This is a genomic window from Tautonia marina (assembly GCF_009177065.1).
GTDB classification, from domain to species: domain Bacteria; phylum Planctomycetota; class Planctomycetia; order Isosphaerales; family Isosphaeraceae; genus Tautonia; species Tautonia marina.
On record NZ_WEZF01000011.1, the window covers coordinates 213,728 to 229,200 of the forward strand.

Genomic DNA, 15,473 nt, shown 5'->3' on the forward strand with positions numbered 1-15,473 from the left:
AATCACCGCCCGCGCCTTCCTCGAAACCAAGACGATGGGGTCGATTCCGATGAGACACCTGGCGATTGCCCTCGGCCTGCTGCTGGCCGCCGAAGGCTTCGCGGCGCCCTCGATTCGGGCCAATCCTCCCGACGAACCCGCGCCGACGACGCTCGAACTGCAAGACGGAGACCGCATCGTTCTGCTCGGCGATGCGTTGATCGAACGCATGCAGCAGTTCGGCCATTTCGAAACCTTGCTGACACTGGCCGTTCCCGAGAAAACGATCTCCTTCCGCAACCTCGGCTGGAGCGGCGACACCGTCTTCGGCGAGGCCCGAGCCGGCTTCGGCACACCTGAAGACGGCTTCAAAACGCTCGTCGAACAGGTCAAGGCCACCGAGCCGACCGTCCTGATCGTCGGCTACGGCGCGAATGAATCGTGGGACGGCGAGGCCGGACTCCCCCGCTTCCGACAGGGCTACCAACGCCTGCTCGACGCGCTCGAAGCCACCGGGCCCCGCGCCATCGTCTTGCTCTCTCCCATCGCCCGACGCCTGAGCACCGCTCCCACGAGTGGAGACGAGGCCAACCTGGCCCGCTACACCGAGGCGATCGAGCAGATCGCCCGCGAGCGTGGGCACCACTTCGTCAACCTGCTCGCCCTGACCGAGCCGATGGCCGACGACGACACCGCCTCCGACGCGACCGACTGGTACGCCCCGCAGGGCCTCCATCTGTCCGATCAGGGAGACGCCCTGCTCGCCCGCCTCTTGCTTCGCGAGGTGTTCGGCCTGAAGGCTCCCCAGACCGACCCCGAGCGCTTCGAGATGCTCCGGCGCGCCATCTTCGACAAGAACCAGCTCTACTTCCACCGCTACCGCCCCCAGAACGAGACGTACCTGTTCGGCTTCCGCAAGCACGAACAGGGGAACAACGCCGCCGAGGTCGAACGCTTCGAGCGCCTCGTTGCCGAGGCCGAAGCCGAGATTTCCATGCTGAAAATGCCCGAGCAGCCCGTCTTCGATCTCGACCGCATTGATGAGGAGGTTTACGACCGATGAGCCGATTCCTGCCGCATGGCCTGATCCTCCTCCTCTTGATCTGTCCCGCCGCGATCGCCCAGCGCGACCTGACCGACCTGCCCGACCCCGACCCGAAGGCCGAGCTGGCATCCTTTCAGGTGCTCGACGGCTTCGAGGTCAACCTCTGGGCCTCCGAGCCCGACGTCTTCAAGCCGATCCAGATGAACTGGGATACCGAAGGGCGGCTCTGGGTCGCCTGCTCATCCCTTTATCCGCAGATCGCTCCCGGCCAGGAAGCGAATGATCAGATCATCGTGCTTGAAGACACTGATAGAGACGGCACGGCCGACTCGTCGACCGTCTTTGCCGATGGCTTGCTCATCCCGACCGGCATCCTGCCCGGCGACGGCGGCTGCTACGTGGCCAACAGCACCGAGATCCTCCACCTGAGCGACACCGACGGCGACGGCAAGGCCGACACCCGCCGCGTGGTTCTCTCGGGCTTCGGCACCGAAGACACCCACCACATGATCCACACCTTCCGGTGGGGGTTCGATGGGCTGTTCTATTTCAATCAATCGGTTTACATTCATAGTCACGTCGAAACCCCGTTCGGCCCTCGACGACTCGGCGGCGGCGGCATCTGGCAGTATCGCCCCGAGAATGGACGCCTGGAGGTTTTCGCAAGAGGGTTCGTCAACCCTTGGGGACACCACTACGACCGCTTCGGCCAGAACTTCGCCACCGACGGCGCGGGGTTTGAAGGAGTGGCGCATGTTGTTCCCGGAGCAAGCTATACCGCGATCAGCAATCCCGAACGGTTCCTGCACGGCCTGAATCCCGGCAGCCCGAAATACTGCGGCGCGGTGATCGCCAGCGGACGCCACCTGCCGGAAGAAGTCGCCGGCAACCTCGTCACCAACGACTTCCGCGCCAACCGGGTTGTCCGCTTCGCCCTCGAACCGGACGGCTCCAGCTTCGTCTCCCGAGAACAGACGCCCTTGATCCGATCGTCTCACGTCGGCTTCCGACCGATCGACGTCTTGATGGGTCCTGATGGGGCGATCTATGTCGCTGACTGGTACAACCCGATTATCCAGCACGGCGAGGTCGATTTCCGAGACGATCGTCGCGACCACCAGCGCGGACGCATCTGGCGAATCACCGCCAAGGATCGCCTTCTTGTCGAGCGGCCGAACCTGACTGACGCTCCCGTTCCGGCCCTGCTCGACAGCCTGACCGCCCCCGAAGGCTGGACCCGCGAGGCCGCTCGCCAGGTGCTCAAGGAACGCGGCCCCGAGGCCGTCTTGCCCGCCCTGATCCAATGGACCGCCGCCCTCGACCCGACGGATGGCGAGGCCCACCTCGAAGCCCTCTGGCTCCATCAGGCGCTCGACCAGGCCGACCCCACGTTGCTTGCCTCGATGCTCGGCGCGGACGATCCGAACCTCCGCGCCGCCGCCGTTCGCGTAGCCGGGGCCTGGCACGATCGCCTGTCCGATCCGGTCGCGACCCTCGCCCCGCTCGTGGTCGATGACCACCCGCGCGTCCGGCTCGAAGCCGTCCGCGCTCTGGCCCTCGTCCCCGACCCGAACGCCGCCGAGGTCGCCCTGCGCGCCCTGGCCTTGCCCGTGGATTCGACCCTCGATTACGCGCTGTACCTCACGGCGGTCGAAACGGCTCCGCGCTGGCTCCCCTCGGTGGTCGAAGGCAAGGCCGATCTCGGCGGTCCCGAACCGCTGGCCTTTGCCCTGCTTGCGGTTGGATCGTCGGAGGTGATGGATCCATTGATGCGACTCGTTCGATCGGGCGAGCTGCCCGAGCGGTTCGAACCCGATGCGCTGGCGCTGATTGGTCGACTCGGCCAGCCGGACGACCTGCGCCGCGTGTTCGAGGCGTCGCTCGATCCGGCCGCGCCGGTCGATCGCCGTGCCCGATTGCTTGACGCCCTGGCCGGGGCCGCTCGGGAGCGATCCGTTCGGCCGTCCGGGGCGCTCGACGCGGTCGCCGATCTGATTGCAAACGACAACGCTCCCGCCGCCGTTCGAGCCGCCGCGGCCCGAGCCGCCGGGGCCTGGACGCTCGACCCCGGGGCCTCCGGCCTCATTGGCCTGGCCACCGGCGCCGACGCCCCGTTCGAGGCTCGTCGATCGGCCTTGCTCGCGCTGGCCGAGTCGGGCAACGACGAGGCCCGTCGCCTCGTCGCCGAGCTGGCCGCCTCGGCCTCTCCTGCCGCCGTCCGCACCGGAGCGATTGAGGCGCTCGCGTCCTTCGACCTGAATGCCGCGGCCGCGCAAGCCGTGGCCAGCCTGAGCGATGCCGAGGCCGGGGCCAATCCCTCCGGCCTCGTCGCCGCCCTGGCCAATCGTCGAGGAGGTCCCGAGGCCCTGATCGCCGCCCTCGACGGCGCGAGCCTGCCGCCCGACGCCGCCAAGCTCGCCGCTCGGGCCGCCCGATCAGTCCGCCAAGACGATTCGTCACTTGCCGATGCCCTGAACCGTGCCGGCGGCCTCGACGCGGCTCCGAAACCGGCCACTCCTGAAGACGTGGCCTCGCTCGTCGCCGACCTCCGGACGCAAGGCGACGCCAATCGGGGGGAACGCATCTATCGACGTGAGGAGATGCAGTGCATCAAGTGTCACGCCATCGCCGGAGCAGGGGGGAAGGTCGGCCCCGGTCTCGAAAGCATCGGGGCCAGTGCGCCCGATGATTACCTGGTCGAGTCTCTCCTGCTTCCGAACACCGCCATCAAGGAAGGCTATCACGCCATCGTGGTCGCCACCGACGACGGCCGCATCCTCAACGGAATTCCGATTCGAGAGACCGCCGATCAACTGGTCCTGCGCGATGCTGAAGGGGCCGAAATCGCCATTCCGGCCTCGTCAATCGAGGAGCGGGCCCTCGGTGGATCGCTCATGCCGAACGGCCTGGTTGACCCACTGACCCGAGCCGAGCTGCTCGACCTCGCCGCCTTCCTCTCGGCAATGGGAGAGCCCGGCCCCTTCGCGATCGGCACCGAGGTGGTCGCTCGATCCTGGGAGGTCGTCGTGCCCGACGGTCCGAGCGGCGAGGCAATCCGCCGTACTGGCCTGGAAGAAGCGGTGGCCAATAACGACCCGCGGTTTTCCTGGCAAACCGTCACCACTCGTGTCTCCGGCAGCTTGCCGATCGATGAGCTTCCGAGCCTGACCCCCTATCATCAGGCCCCTCCCTTGACGATCGCCCGTCTCTGGTTCGACACCTCGGCGGAAGGTCCGGTCCGTCTCCGTCTCGATTCGGCCGAGGGGCTGCTCGTCTGGCTCGACGGCTCTCCCCTCGACCCGAGCGAGGTCATGGAGCCAACCGTCTCGGCCGGGCGTCACTGGCTCTCCGTCGTCATCGACCGTTCGGCAAGATCGGAGGAGGGCATCCGCGTTTCCTTCGAAGACGTGCCCGGCTCCCCCGCCCGTGCCCAGCCTGTGACGGGCATGGGAAACGGATCGTAAATATCCTCTCATCAGATTGTGCCGAGAACCGGGTTCCTCGCCGTGCGCCTTGCGGACGAAGGGATCGCGGTTCTCAGCCCCGAGTTCTGTACGTCAAACGGCCATCAAGGCCGGATCAAGGCCAGGCCCGACTCCCGGTCGGGCACCTTGTGCAGGTGCTCTGGCTGCTCGTCGATAATGACCTCGAGCGTCGGGCGGACCCGACCCGATTTCAGGTGCCCGCCGACCGTCGAGCCGTCGCGACGTCCGAGCACGACGTGGACGTGCACGGCCGGTTCCTCGCCATCAAGCGCTATGTCGCCCAGCAGAGAGAGGACCTCGGTCTGCTCGCGGACTGGGATCGGCTCGTATTCCTTCGACTCCCAGTGGAAATAGGCGAGTGTCGCCTCCTGAAGCGCGCCGATCGCGGTGATCCGGGAACCGCGCAGATCCATCGAGCGAGCGAAATCGAGCAAGCCCGACATCACCTCGTCGCCCGTCTCAAAGATCAACGCATACGTGCGCAATCCGTGATCTTCATGCAAGAGCTTGTGTTTCATCGGCCTTGATCCTCCGAGAGCGCGTAGGCCAGGGCACCACCCAGTGCCCCGCCGAACAGGACCGCGGCCCCCGTAGCCACGGCCAGGGGTGCCCATTGCGGCGTCGGGTTCCAATGCCCGAGCGGTTCATACGCCCGCTCGGGGAACGGCCTGCGAGGTCCGTCCGGCCCTTCGTGCAAGGCCATCTGCAACACCTGGGCGGTGTGCAGGGCCCCGCGGTCCGTCAGGTGGGCCACCTGCTGCCGACAACTGAACCCGTCGGCGATGACCAGATCCATCGGGGCGGCCTCGCGTACCTTCGGCGCGAGCACTCGTTCTCCGGCTCCCACAGAAACCTCGTATTTTTCCGGCTCGTAGCCGAACGATCCCGCCAGGCCGCAACATCCCGAATCGAGCCGGTCGAAGTCGAGCCCGGTGTGGGCCAGGACCTCCATCTCCGACTCCAGGCCCATGATCGCCTCGTGATGGCAGTGGCCGTGCAAGATCGCCTTGAGGTTTAGCTGCGGAGGTTCATAACCGTTTGCGCCATCGCGTAAGAACTCTCCCAGCGTGAAGGTCTGTTTGGAGAGCGATCGGGCCAGGTGATCGCGTGGGAACAGTTCCATCATCTCATCGCGGAAGACGGAGACGCAGCTTGGCTCCAGCCCGACAATTGGGATCCCGGCCCGGATCTCGTCGTGGAGCGTGCTCAGGATCTGCTTGAGCATCCCTTGCGCCGTTTCCAGGAACCCAAAGTCATACAGCGGCCTGCCGCAACAAAGGGGAGTCCGGGGCGACAGGACCTCGAACCCGGCATGCTCCAGCACCTCGACGGCCGCAATCGCCGTCTGCGGGTGGAAATGGTTGTTGAAGGTGTCGGCCCAGAGGATCACCGGCGACTTGCCCACGTTCCGGGGGGGCCGTCTCGCCCACCACTGGCGAAAGGTGAACGGCGCAAACGCCGGCATCTCCCGATGGGTCGTGATCCCCCCCATCGCCTGGGCCAGCTTGCCGATCCCCGGGGCCTGGGCCAGGGCGTTGGCCAGGTTCGGGGCGGCCGAGGCGACACGAGCCCACCAGTGGATCAACCCCATCGAATACGCCGCCCTCGGGCGCAACCGCCCCTTGTAATGATGATACGTGAATTCCGCCTTGTACGTGGCCATGTCCACGCTCATCGGGCATTCGTTCTTGCACGCCTTGCACGCCAGGCAAAGTTCGAGCGCCTCCTTGACCTCCTCGCTCTGGAAGCCGCCCTCGATGGTCTCGCCCCGGAGCATCTCGTTCAGCAGGTGGGCCCGACCGCGAGTGGAGTGCTTCTCCTCGCGAGTCACCATGTAGCTCGGGCACATCGTCCCCGTGTCCTTCCGGCACTTACCCACCCCCACGCACCGCTCGGTCGCATAGGCCAGGCTCCCGTGATCCTCCGTGTATTTGAAGATGGTGGGCGGGTCGTCGGGCCGGTAATTCGGCCCGAGCCGGAGGGCCTCGTCGGGCGCGAACGGATCGACAACCTTCCCGGGGTTCATCTTCCCCATCGGGTCCCAGATCGACTTGAACTCCCGGAAGGCCTGGACCAGCTCGGGGCCGAACATCTTCGGCAGCATGGCCGACTTGGACTGGCCGTCGCCATGCTCTCCCGTGAACGAGCCCTTGTAACGGGCGATCAGGTCGGCGGCCGAATCGAGGAACGACCGGTAGGTCCGGACTCCTTCGGGATTGGAAAAGTCAAAGGTGATTCGCGTGTGCACGCATCCCTGGCCGAAATGCCCGTACAACGCCCCGTGATACTCATATCGGTTGAGCAACTCCCGGAAATCGCGGAGATAGTCACCCAGGACCTCGGGGGCGACCGCCGCATCTTCCCACCCTTCCCAGGTATCGGGCAGGCCGGGGACCCGGGCCGTGGCCCCCAGCCCCGACTCCCGGAGGTGCCAGATGAGATGCTGCTCGTCCGGATCGGACACCACCTTCATCGCCGGACGGTCCCGCCTGGCCTGCAACGCCCGCTTCACCGCCTCTGCCTTGGAAACGGCCTCCTCATCCGTCTCCCCGCCGAACTCGGCGAGCAGCCAGCCGTTGCCCTTCGGGAGGTGGGCTACATCCTCGACGTTCATATCCTTCTTCAGCATGTCATCGTGCAGAATCTGATCAATTCCCTCAAGGCCGACCGGGCCGTACTCCATGATCGCCATCACATGGTCCGCGGCCTCGTAGATGCTCCGATAGCCGAGCACCAGCAACGCACGATGCAGCGGATTCTGCACCAGCTCGAGCGTCGCGCCGAGGATCGTCACACACGTCCCCTCCGACCCGACGAGCGACCGGGCCACATGGAACCCCTTCTCCGGCAGGAGGTCGTCGAGGTTATAGCCCGACACCCGCCGCGGGATCTTCGGATAGCGTTCCCGGATCAGATCGGCATACTTGTCGCGCAGTCGTCGCAGTTTCCGGTAGATCTCGGCCTTGCGACCGCCCCTGGCGACGATGCGGTCATACTCCTCGTCGCTTGTTGGGCCCACGGTCATCCTGGCTCCGTCGTATGTCAAGACGTCCAGCTCATGCACCTGATCCGACGTGCGGCCGGTCCCTTTCCCCATGATCGAGTGCACGCCGCAGGAATTATTCCCGAGCATGCCACCGATCGCGTTGTACTCGTGCGTCGATGTGTCGGGCGGGAAGATCAATCCGCACGGCTTCAGCTCGTCGTTCAGGTGGTCATAGACCTTCCCCGGTTGCACGCTGGCCCGCCGGGCCTCGACGTCGATCCAGTTCGTTCGGTTGAGGTACTTCGAGAAATCCACGATCACTGCGACGCCGATCACACTCCCCGTGAGCGACGTCCCACCCCCTCGGCCGACGATCGGGACCCCGTAATACCGGCACGCGGTTATGGTCTCGATCACAGCGTCCAGGGTCCGGGGGACCACGACGCCGATGGGGACATGCCGATAATTCGAACCATCCGAGGCATAGAGGGCTCGGCTGCCGGCATCGAAGCGGACCTCGCCGTCGACACGGTCGAGCAAGGTGCGCTCCAGGCCTCGAATGTCGACCTCCCTGGCATAGGAATCCGGTCCGGCACCGATCTGAACGTCTGGGGTCGAGGTCGAATTGATCGACATTGCAATAAGTTCTCCGGCTCGGCGTGACGGATGATCCGGCGTCTCAGCCCGAGAGCTCCGGGTCAGATCGCGAAGGGTTCGGCGTCGGCCCGCCTGAACTCCAGGCCCAGGCCGGGCCGCGTCCGATCGGGGCGGAGGACCCCGCGATCGGGCCTCGGGGCGCCCTCGAACACCCGGGTTTCGATGCGAGCGTGATCGAAGAAATCTTCCGCATGCACCGCGCCCACCACGGCACAGCAGAGCGGGGAGTGCAGGCTCGGGGCGCAGTGAGCCGAGAGGGGGACCTGGAACGTCTCGGCCAGCACGCCGGCCCGGAGGAACCCGGAGATCCCCAGGCAGCGGGTGGCGTCGGCCTGCAGGAGATCGACGGCGCCATCCCGCAAGAGCTGCAGCATGTCAAACTCATCGAACGCATACTCACCCGCGGCAATGTCCATGCGGGCCGGCACTCGGTTGCGAAGCATCGCGAGCCCTTCCCGATCGTCCGACGACACCGGTTCCTCGAAGTAACAGACCCCCTGCTCGCCGAACGATTCGGCGAGGGAAAGCGCCTGTTTCCGTGAATAGGCCCCGTTGGCATCGACGAACAGGGCGACCTCCGGGCCAATCGCCTCGCGGGCGGCCCGGACGCGCCCGACGTCGGTCTCGGGATCGCGGCCGACCTTCATCTTGACCATCGCATAGCCCTCGGCCGCCCAGCCGCCGAGCTGAGTCCTCAATTCGTCCGGGGTCTGCGACGTGAACCCGCCGCTCGCATACGCGGGGATGCTCGATCGGCTCAGGCCGATCAGATCCGACAGCGAGACGCCCAGCAGCCGCCCCTTCAGGTCCCAGAGGGCAACATCCACCGCCGAGATCGCCGTGGCCGCGATCCCCGAGCGTCCCATGTTCCGCACCGCCAGGCGCATGGCCTGCCAGCACGAAGGGATTTGCATGGCATCCTGCCCCGAGACAGCCGGGCCGAGCACCCGGCGGCACACGTCAGCGGCCGATGCATCGCTATACGTATATCCAATGCCCGTCTGACCGGCGGCCGAGACCTCGACCAGCACCATCGTCGTCGCGTCCCATGTCAGGGTGCCATCCGACTCGGGCGTCTCGGTGGGAATCCGGTAGGCCCAGGCACTCAGACGATCGATCCGGGTGTTCAGGTCGAGGCATTGCACAGGCCCTTGCAGATCGTTCATAACACGAACATGACTCATCTCGAACACTTTGGCATGCCCGCCCGGCACACAACGAGCCGGACGGGCACTCGGGACCATTCCGATCCTCCCTCAGATCAGTTCTCGGACCTTATCCTTCATGACGGTGCTGACGATCTCGGTCGCGTCGGGCTGGCCGCGCAGCAGTCCCTTGGTGAACTTGAGGGCCTGATCGGGGGTCGCCTGAGCGGGCATCGGCGGGGTGAACTGGTCGACCGTCGCCTCGACGATGGCCGGCTTGTTCGAGGCGAAGGCGGCTTCGAGCGCTGGGCGAACCTCGTCCGGACGCTCGCAGCGATAGCCCTCGCCGCCGCAAGCCTCGGCGAACTTGGCGAAGTCGATCGGGTGCAAGTCGACAGCGAACTCAGGGTTGCCAAGGAAAACGATTTGCTCCCACTTGATCTGACCGAGGTAATTATTCTTGACGATGACGACCTTGATCGGCAGGTCGTACTTGACGGCCGTGGCGAAGTCGCCCATGAGCTGGGTGAAGCTGCCGTCGCCGGCGAAGGCGACGACCTGGCGGTCGGGATAGGCCGCCTGGGCGGCAATCGCGTAGGGCAGGGCGGGAGCCATCGTCGCCAGCGTGCCGGAGAGGGAGAACCGCATCCCCTTGCGCATCGTGATATGTCGAGCCGCCCAGGTGGTGATCGTGCCCGAGTCGGTCGTGACGATCGCGTTATCCTTGAGCAGGTCGCTGACGGTCGAGGCGAGGACCTGCGGCTTCATCGGCTCGTCTTGCATCTCCCGGTAGGTCTGCATCCGGTCGTCCCACTCCTTGCGATAGGACATGACCTTGTCGAAGTATTTGCGACTTTCCTTGCGTTTGAGCATCGGGATCAGCTCGCCGAGCGTCGCCCTGGCGTCGCCAGCCAGGCCGACCTCGACCGGGTAGCGCAGGCCAATACGCGATGGGTCGATGTCAATTTGCACGGCGCGGGCCTGGCCGGGCTCAGGGTACCAGTTCAGGTATGGCATGCCCGTGCCAACCAGGAACAGGGTGTCGCAGTCCTCGATGGCCTTCTCAGAGGGGAGCGTGCCGAGCAGGCCGATACCACCGGTCGTGTACGGCGAGTCGTCGGGGACGACGTCTTTGCCGAGCAGGGCCTTGATGATCGGGGCGCCGAGCATCTCGGCGATTTGCTCCAGCTCGTCGCCGGCACCCCGGGCCCCCTGGCCGCAAAGGATCGCGACCTTTTTGCCGGAGTTGATGACCTCGGCGGCGGCCTCGATCTGCGCCCGGTGGGGGACGACGATCGGCGGCCTCCAGTTCTTCGAGGTGTGGCCGGGGACATTCTTCATCGACTTCGGGTCGTCGTCCACCGTCCAGTCCTGCATGTCGACCGGGCAGGTCAGGTGGGCCACGGTTCGGGAGTTGAGGGCCGAGCGGCAGGCGGCATCGACGACCGCCTCAGCGTGGCGGGCACCCATGATCATAACGTTATAGGCGGCCACGTCCTTGAACAGGGTCATGATGTCGATTTCTTGCTGATACTGCATCCCGATCTGGTCGTGGAAGGTGTGGCCGGTGATGGCCAGGACCGGGGCGTGATCGAGCTTCGCGTCGTAGAGGCCGTTGAGCAGGTGGATGGCCCCCGGCCCACTGGTGGCCATGCAGACCCCCAGCCGGCCGGTGAACTTGGCATAGGAGGTCGCCATGAAGGCCGCCGACTCCTCGTGGCGGACCTGAATGAACCGGATCTTGTCCTGGACCAGTCGAAGGGCCTCGAAGATCCCGTTGATGCCATCCCCGGGCATCCCAAAGATCGTATCGACACCCCACTCAATCAGACGATCAACAAGAATTTCACCAGTGGTTTTGGCCATGAGTTCATGCCCCCTGAGATGTGCTGGTTCGATTCGAGAACTTCGATGGAGACCCGGCATGTCAGAACAACCCGCATGATCGGTGCCAACCGCACCGCAATCGCATCGAATCCGGCAGTCCTCCCGGGTCGTGTTCCAGACTGCCCCCCTGCGAAGCAGAAGGTGTGGTTCGAGCCCAGGTTGGCCTCCCTCGGTTCCAGGGCGATGGCGACCGATCGGACTCGTCGCAGGGATATGTCCGTGTTGGGTGTTCGGCCCATGCGATCCGTCAACGTGTGCAAAGGGTTTTGCGACCAGCGTGACCAGGCTGGTCATGGATCGATCGGCGTTCCTTCAGCTCGACGATCTGGGCTGGACGCATCGCGCCGTTCGTGCCATAACGCCCGAATTGTTACGGGCCAGGATGGTCCGTCATCCGATCGTGAGCGAGGGCGGTTCGCCGTCCCGTTTCAGGCCAAAGAGGCAGGGAGGCCCTCCGATGTCGCCGATCAGGCCCGACCCGTCGCACCGCCCCGGGGGATCCACCCACCTGCCGACCGTCTCGGCCGGAGCCGCAGGGCAGGGGCCTTCGGCGACGATCAGCCTCTCGATCGTTGTCCCGGCCCGAAACGAGGCCGAGGCGCTCCCGACCCTGTTCGACGAGATCGCCCAGGCCTTCCGGCCGCTCGTCGGCCGATCGCCCGACGACGGCCATCGGCTCGACGGCTTCGAGATCATCCTCGTCGACGACGCCTCGACCGACGAAACGCCGGAAGTTCTGACCCGGCTTTCCGTTCGGTATCCTGAGCTGCGGTCGATTCGCATGGCCTCGAACGTGGGCCAGTCGGCGGCCATCGTCGCCGGATTCCGCGAGGCGAGGGGGGCGTATGTCGCCACGCTCGACGCCGACCTTCAGAATGATCCGGGGGACCTGGCCCGCTTCTGGGACCTCCTGCCCGGCTTCGATGCCGTTCTTGGCTGGCGTCGCAAACGTGAGGACGTCTGGACAAAACGCCAGATTAGCCGATGGGCCAACCGGGTCCGTAACGCCGTGCTCGGCCAGTCAATCCGCGATACCGGCTGCTCGGTCCGGATTTTTCCCCGAGCCGTCGCCCTCCGCCTGCCGATGTTTCAGGGGTCGCACCGATTTTTCGGCCCGCTCCTGCTTCGAGAGGGCTGCGCGATCCGGCAAGAGCCGGTCGGGCACCGTCCGAGGCCGCACGGGCAATCGCATTATTCCTTGCGCAATCGGTCGATCCGGGTGATTGTCGACTTGTTCGGAGTGGCCTGGCTGATGCGCCGGCCGGTACGGTTCGAGGTGGCCTCGACGTCGTCGCAGCCCCCGCAGCCCGCCGCCCCATCTCAGGCGAACTTGGCCAGGCAGGAGGCTTGAGGCATGTCGTGGTTCGAGGCGTACAGCTCGACCGATGCAATCTGGCTCGGCGTCGGCTTCGCCGGCCAGCTTGCCTTTACCTCGCGGTTCCTGGTGCAGTGGGTCGCCTCCGAACGCCGGAGAGACTCGGTCGTGCCCATCGCCTTCTGGTGGTTCAGCCTCGCCGGCGGCCTGACGCTGCTTTCCTACGCCATTCACAAGAAAGACCCGGTGATCGTCGTCGGCCAGGCGGTCGGCGTCCTGATCTACACCCGCAACCTGTACCTGATCGCCCAGGCCCGGCGCGATCGGACTTCCACCTCCTCGTCATCGCTGCCGGCCGACGGGAGCCGCTCGGCCGACGTCCGCGCCCACGCAGCGGCCCCCCCTCCCGTTCCCAATGCCTCCCGAATCGAATCTTCGCTGCCGGTCGATCGGGCCGCCTGAGCCCGGCACGGACCTCGGGCGATAATCACCGGGCACTGCGCGGGATTGGCCAAGATGGGCAATCCCGCGAAGCTTTGCAGGATCAAAGAGGGTGATCCGGGCTGAGTTGGCGGGGGTCCTCAGGACTGCGGCTTCGGAGCGTTCGGGGTCGGCTCAGAGTTCGACTCGTTCCCTGCTTCGTCGGTCGGTTCGGCCGAGGGATCGGGCTGCGGGTCCGATTCAAGCACGGCCTTGGCGGCGGCTTCGGCCTCGGCCTGGGCGCGGTCCTGGAACTTGAGCGAGGCGGAGTTCATGCAGAACCGCAGGCCGGTCGGCCTCGGGCCGTCCCTGAAGACGTGGCCGAGGTGGGCATCGCAGACCCGGCACAGCACCTCGGTGCGGATCATGAAGTTGCTGCGGTCGGTCTCGGTTTTGACCACGGCCTTGCTCACCGGTGCGTAGAAGCTCGGCCAGCCGGTGCCGGACTCGAACTTCGTCTTCGAGTCGAACAGGACCGTGTTGCAGCAGACGCATCGGTAGTAGCCGTCGCCGTGATGGTTCCAGTAGCGGCCCGAGAAGGCCGGCTCGGTCCCTTTGCGTCGGGTGACGTAATATTCCTGATCGGTGAGGAGCTGTCGCCACTCGGCGTCGGTTTTCATGACCCTGGTTCCTTTGGTCGGCGTCGTCTTGGATTTCGGAGCGGATTGGCCAGGGGCCTGAGAACCCTTCGGCTCGTCCCCTCCGGCCTGGACGCCCGCCAGCGCGGCAACCACCAGCACGGCAGCTCCGACAGCCAGGAATCGCGTCGTCATCATGATCCTCCGTTGCGGGATGAGACAGTCATCTCGGGGTGATCTCCCCACTGTTGTATTCTAATGACCCCGCATCGGCCAATCGACCGAAACTCCAACGACACGCCGAGACAGGCAAGACCGCTCGACCGGCAAAGGATCGGCAAGGGCATTTCCCCGCCGATGGACAGCCGGGGGTCTCGCGACGATAATGTCACCTTCGACCCCCAAGCCGAGCCCTTCGACGCCCCGAGGGGCTGCCGAACGCCCTGGACGCCGAGCCGACGCGAGCCATCATGCCCACTTCCTCGACTGCGATCCGAAGCCTCCTGGCCGGCGATGTCTCGACCGGCTCGACCGTGACCCTCGCCGGTTGGATTCGGACCCGGCGCGACTCGAAGGCGGGCCTGTCGTTCCTTCAGGTGCACGACGGTTCGTGCTTCGACCCGGTGCAGGTCGTGGCCGAGGCCACCTTGCCCAACTACGCCGAGGAAATTGCCCACCTGACCACCGGATGCGCCGTGGTGGTCGAGGGAACGCTGGTGCCGTCGCAAGGGAAGGGACAGACGGTTGAGGTGAAGGCCGATCGGGTCGAGGTCGTCGGCACGGTGGACGACCCGGACACCTACCCCGTCTCGGCCAAGCGGCATACGTTCGAGTTCCTCCGCACGGTCGCCCACCTGCGGCCGAGGACGAACACCTTCGGGGCGATTGCTCGGGTCCGGCACACGCTGTCGATGGCCGTGCATCGCTACTTTCATGAGCACGGGTTTTTCTGGGTTCACACGCCGATCATCACCGCCAGCGACGCCGAGGGGGCCGGGGCGATGTTCCGGGTCTCGACGCTCGACCTGGCCAATCTGCCCCGGGCCGAGGGGGGCGGCATCGACTTTGGCGAGGACTTCTTCGGCAAACCAAGCTTTCTGACCGTCTCGGGCCAGCTCAATGTCGAGGCGTATTGCCTGGCGTTGAGCAAGGTCTACACCTTCGGCCCGACATTCCGCGCCGAGAACTCGAACACAACGAGACACCTGGCCGAGTTCTGGATGATCGAGCCGGAGATCGCCTTTGCCGATTTGGCCGCCAACGCCGATCTGGCCGAGGATTTCCTCAAGTCGATCTTCCGGACCTTGCTCGACGAACGGGCCGACGACATGCGGTTCTTCGCGGAACGGATCGACAAGGATTGCATCAATCGGGTGGAGGCGTTCATCAGCTCCAGCTTCGAGCGCATGGATTACACCGATGCGATTACCGCGCTCGAAGCGGCCATCGCCAAGGGGAAGAAATTCGAGTTCCCGGTTCAGTGGGGGATCGACCTCCAGTCGGAACACGAACGCTACCTGACCGAAGAACTGGTCGGCCGCCCAGTCGTCGTCATGAATTACCCGAAGGACATCAAGGCCTTCTACATGCGATTGAACGACGACGGCCGCACCGTGGCCGCGATGGACGTGCTTGCCCCCGGCATCGGCGAGATCATCGGCGGCAGTCAGCGCGAGGAGCGGTTGGAGGTGCTCGACGCCCGACTGGCCGAGCATCACCTCGACCCCGCCGCCTACTCGTGGTATCGCGACCTGCGCCGCTACGGCACCGTCCCGCACGCGGGGTTCGGTCTCGGTTTTGAGCGGACCATTCAGTACGTGACGGGCATGGCCAACATCCGGGATGTCATCCCCTTCCCCCGGACCCCCGGCAACGCCGATTTCTGAAAACAATAACAATCCCACACGATTTGATTT

At 65.5% G+C, this 15,473-nt stretch carries 9 protein-coding genes and 1 pseudogene; 5 read left to right on the forward strand and 5 right to left on the reverse strand.

All coding sequences use genetic code 11. The features are described from left to right. The first annotated feature begins 49 nt into the window (after window positions 1–49). Both GA615_RS15095 and GA615_RS15100 read left to right on the forward strand, forming a co-directional pair. Window positions 50–1,042 (forward strand): SGNH/GDSL hydrolase family protein, encoded by a 993-nt coding sequence (locus GA615_RS15095; protein WP_161602352.1) that lies wholly within the window; start codon window positions 50–52, stop codon window positions 1,040–1,042. Continuing rightward, entirely contained in the window at window positions 1,039–4,488 is a 3,450-nt protein-coding gene (locus GA615_RS15100) for a PVC-type heme-binding CxxCH protein (protein WP_152052135.1), read from the forward strand. The genes GA615_RS15095 and GA615_RS15100 overlap by 4 nt, the downstream gene beginning before the upstream one ends. 104 nt (window positions 4,489–4,592) lie before the next feature. Here GA615_RS15100 and GA615_RS15105 read toward each other — a convergent pair whose 3' ends face one another. The 4 genes from GA615_RS15105 to GA615_RS15120 form a co-directional block, all read right to left on the reverse strand. Then, window positions 4,593–5,027 (reverse strand): PPC domain-containing DNA-binding protein, encoded by a 435-nt coding sequence (locus tag GA615_RS15105; protein WP_152052136.1) that lies wholly within the window; start codon window positions 5,025–5,027, stop codon window positions 4,593–4,595. Next, window positions 5,024–8,131, reverse strand: a complete 3,108-nt coding sequence (locus GA615_RS15110) for an FAD-binding and (Fe-S)-binding domain-containing protein (protein WP_152052137.1) — start codon at window positions 8,129–8,131, stop codon at window positions 5,024–5,026. The genes GA615_RS15105 and GA615_RS15110 overlap by 4 nt, the downstream gene beginning before the upstream one ends. A gap of 62 nt (window positions 8,132–8,193) precedes the next feature. Then, window positions 8,194–9,336 (reverse strand): enolase C-terminal domain-like protein, encoded by a 1,143-nt coding sequence (locus GA615_RS15115; protein WP_201750196.1) that lies wholly within the window; start codon window positions 9,334–9,336, stop codon window positions 8,194–8,196. Window positions 9,337–9,408: 72 nt separating this feature from the next. Next, window positions 9,409–11,163, reverse strand: a complete 1,755-nt coding sequence (locus GA615_RS15120) for a thiamine pyrophosphate-dependent enzyme (protein ID WP_152052138.1) — start codon at window positions 11,161–11,163, stop codon at window positions 9,409–9,411. Between the two features lie 478 nt (window positions 11,164–11,641). On the opposite strand from GA615_RS15120, the gene GA615_RS15125 reads away from it, so the two are divergent. Together GA615_RS15125 and GA615_RS15130 are read left to right on the forward strand one after the other, a co-directional pair. After that, window positions 11,642–12,535, forward strand: a complete 894-nt coding sequence (locus GA615_RS15125; protein WP_152052139.1) for a glycosyltransferase family 2 protein — start codon at window positions 11,642–11,644, stop codon at window positions 12,533–12,535. Window positions 12,536–12,538: 3 nt separating this feature from the next. Further along, complete coding sequence (locus GA615_RS15130; protein WP_152052140.1) at window positions 12,539–12,961, forward strand: lipid-A-disaccharide synthase N-terminal domain-containing protein; 423 nt, start codon at window positions 12,539–12,541, stop codon at window positions 12,959–12,961. A gap of 251 nt (window positions 12,962–13,212) precedes the next feature. Here the strand turns inward: GA615_RS15130 and msrB are convergent. Further along, a pseudogene (gene msrB / locus GA615_RS28730) lies at window positions 13,213–13,599 on the reverse strand (peptide-methionine (R)-S-oxide reductase MsrB); the annotation flags it as partial. Between the two features lie 428 nt (window positions 13,600–14,027). Here msrB and asnS point away from each other — a divergent pair. Then, window positions 14,028–15,443 (forward strand): asparagine--tRNA ligase, encoded by a 1,416-nt coding sequence (gene asnS / locus GA615_RS15140; protein ID WP_152052141.1) that lies wholly within the window; start codon window positions 14,028–14,030, stop codon window positions 15,441–15,443. Window positions 15,444–15,473: the final 30 nt, after the last annotated feature.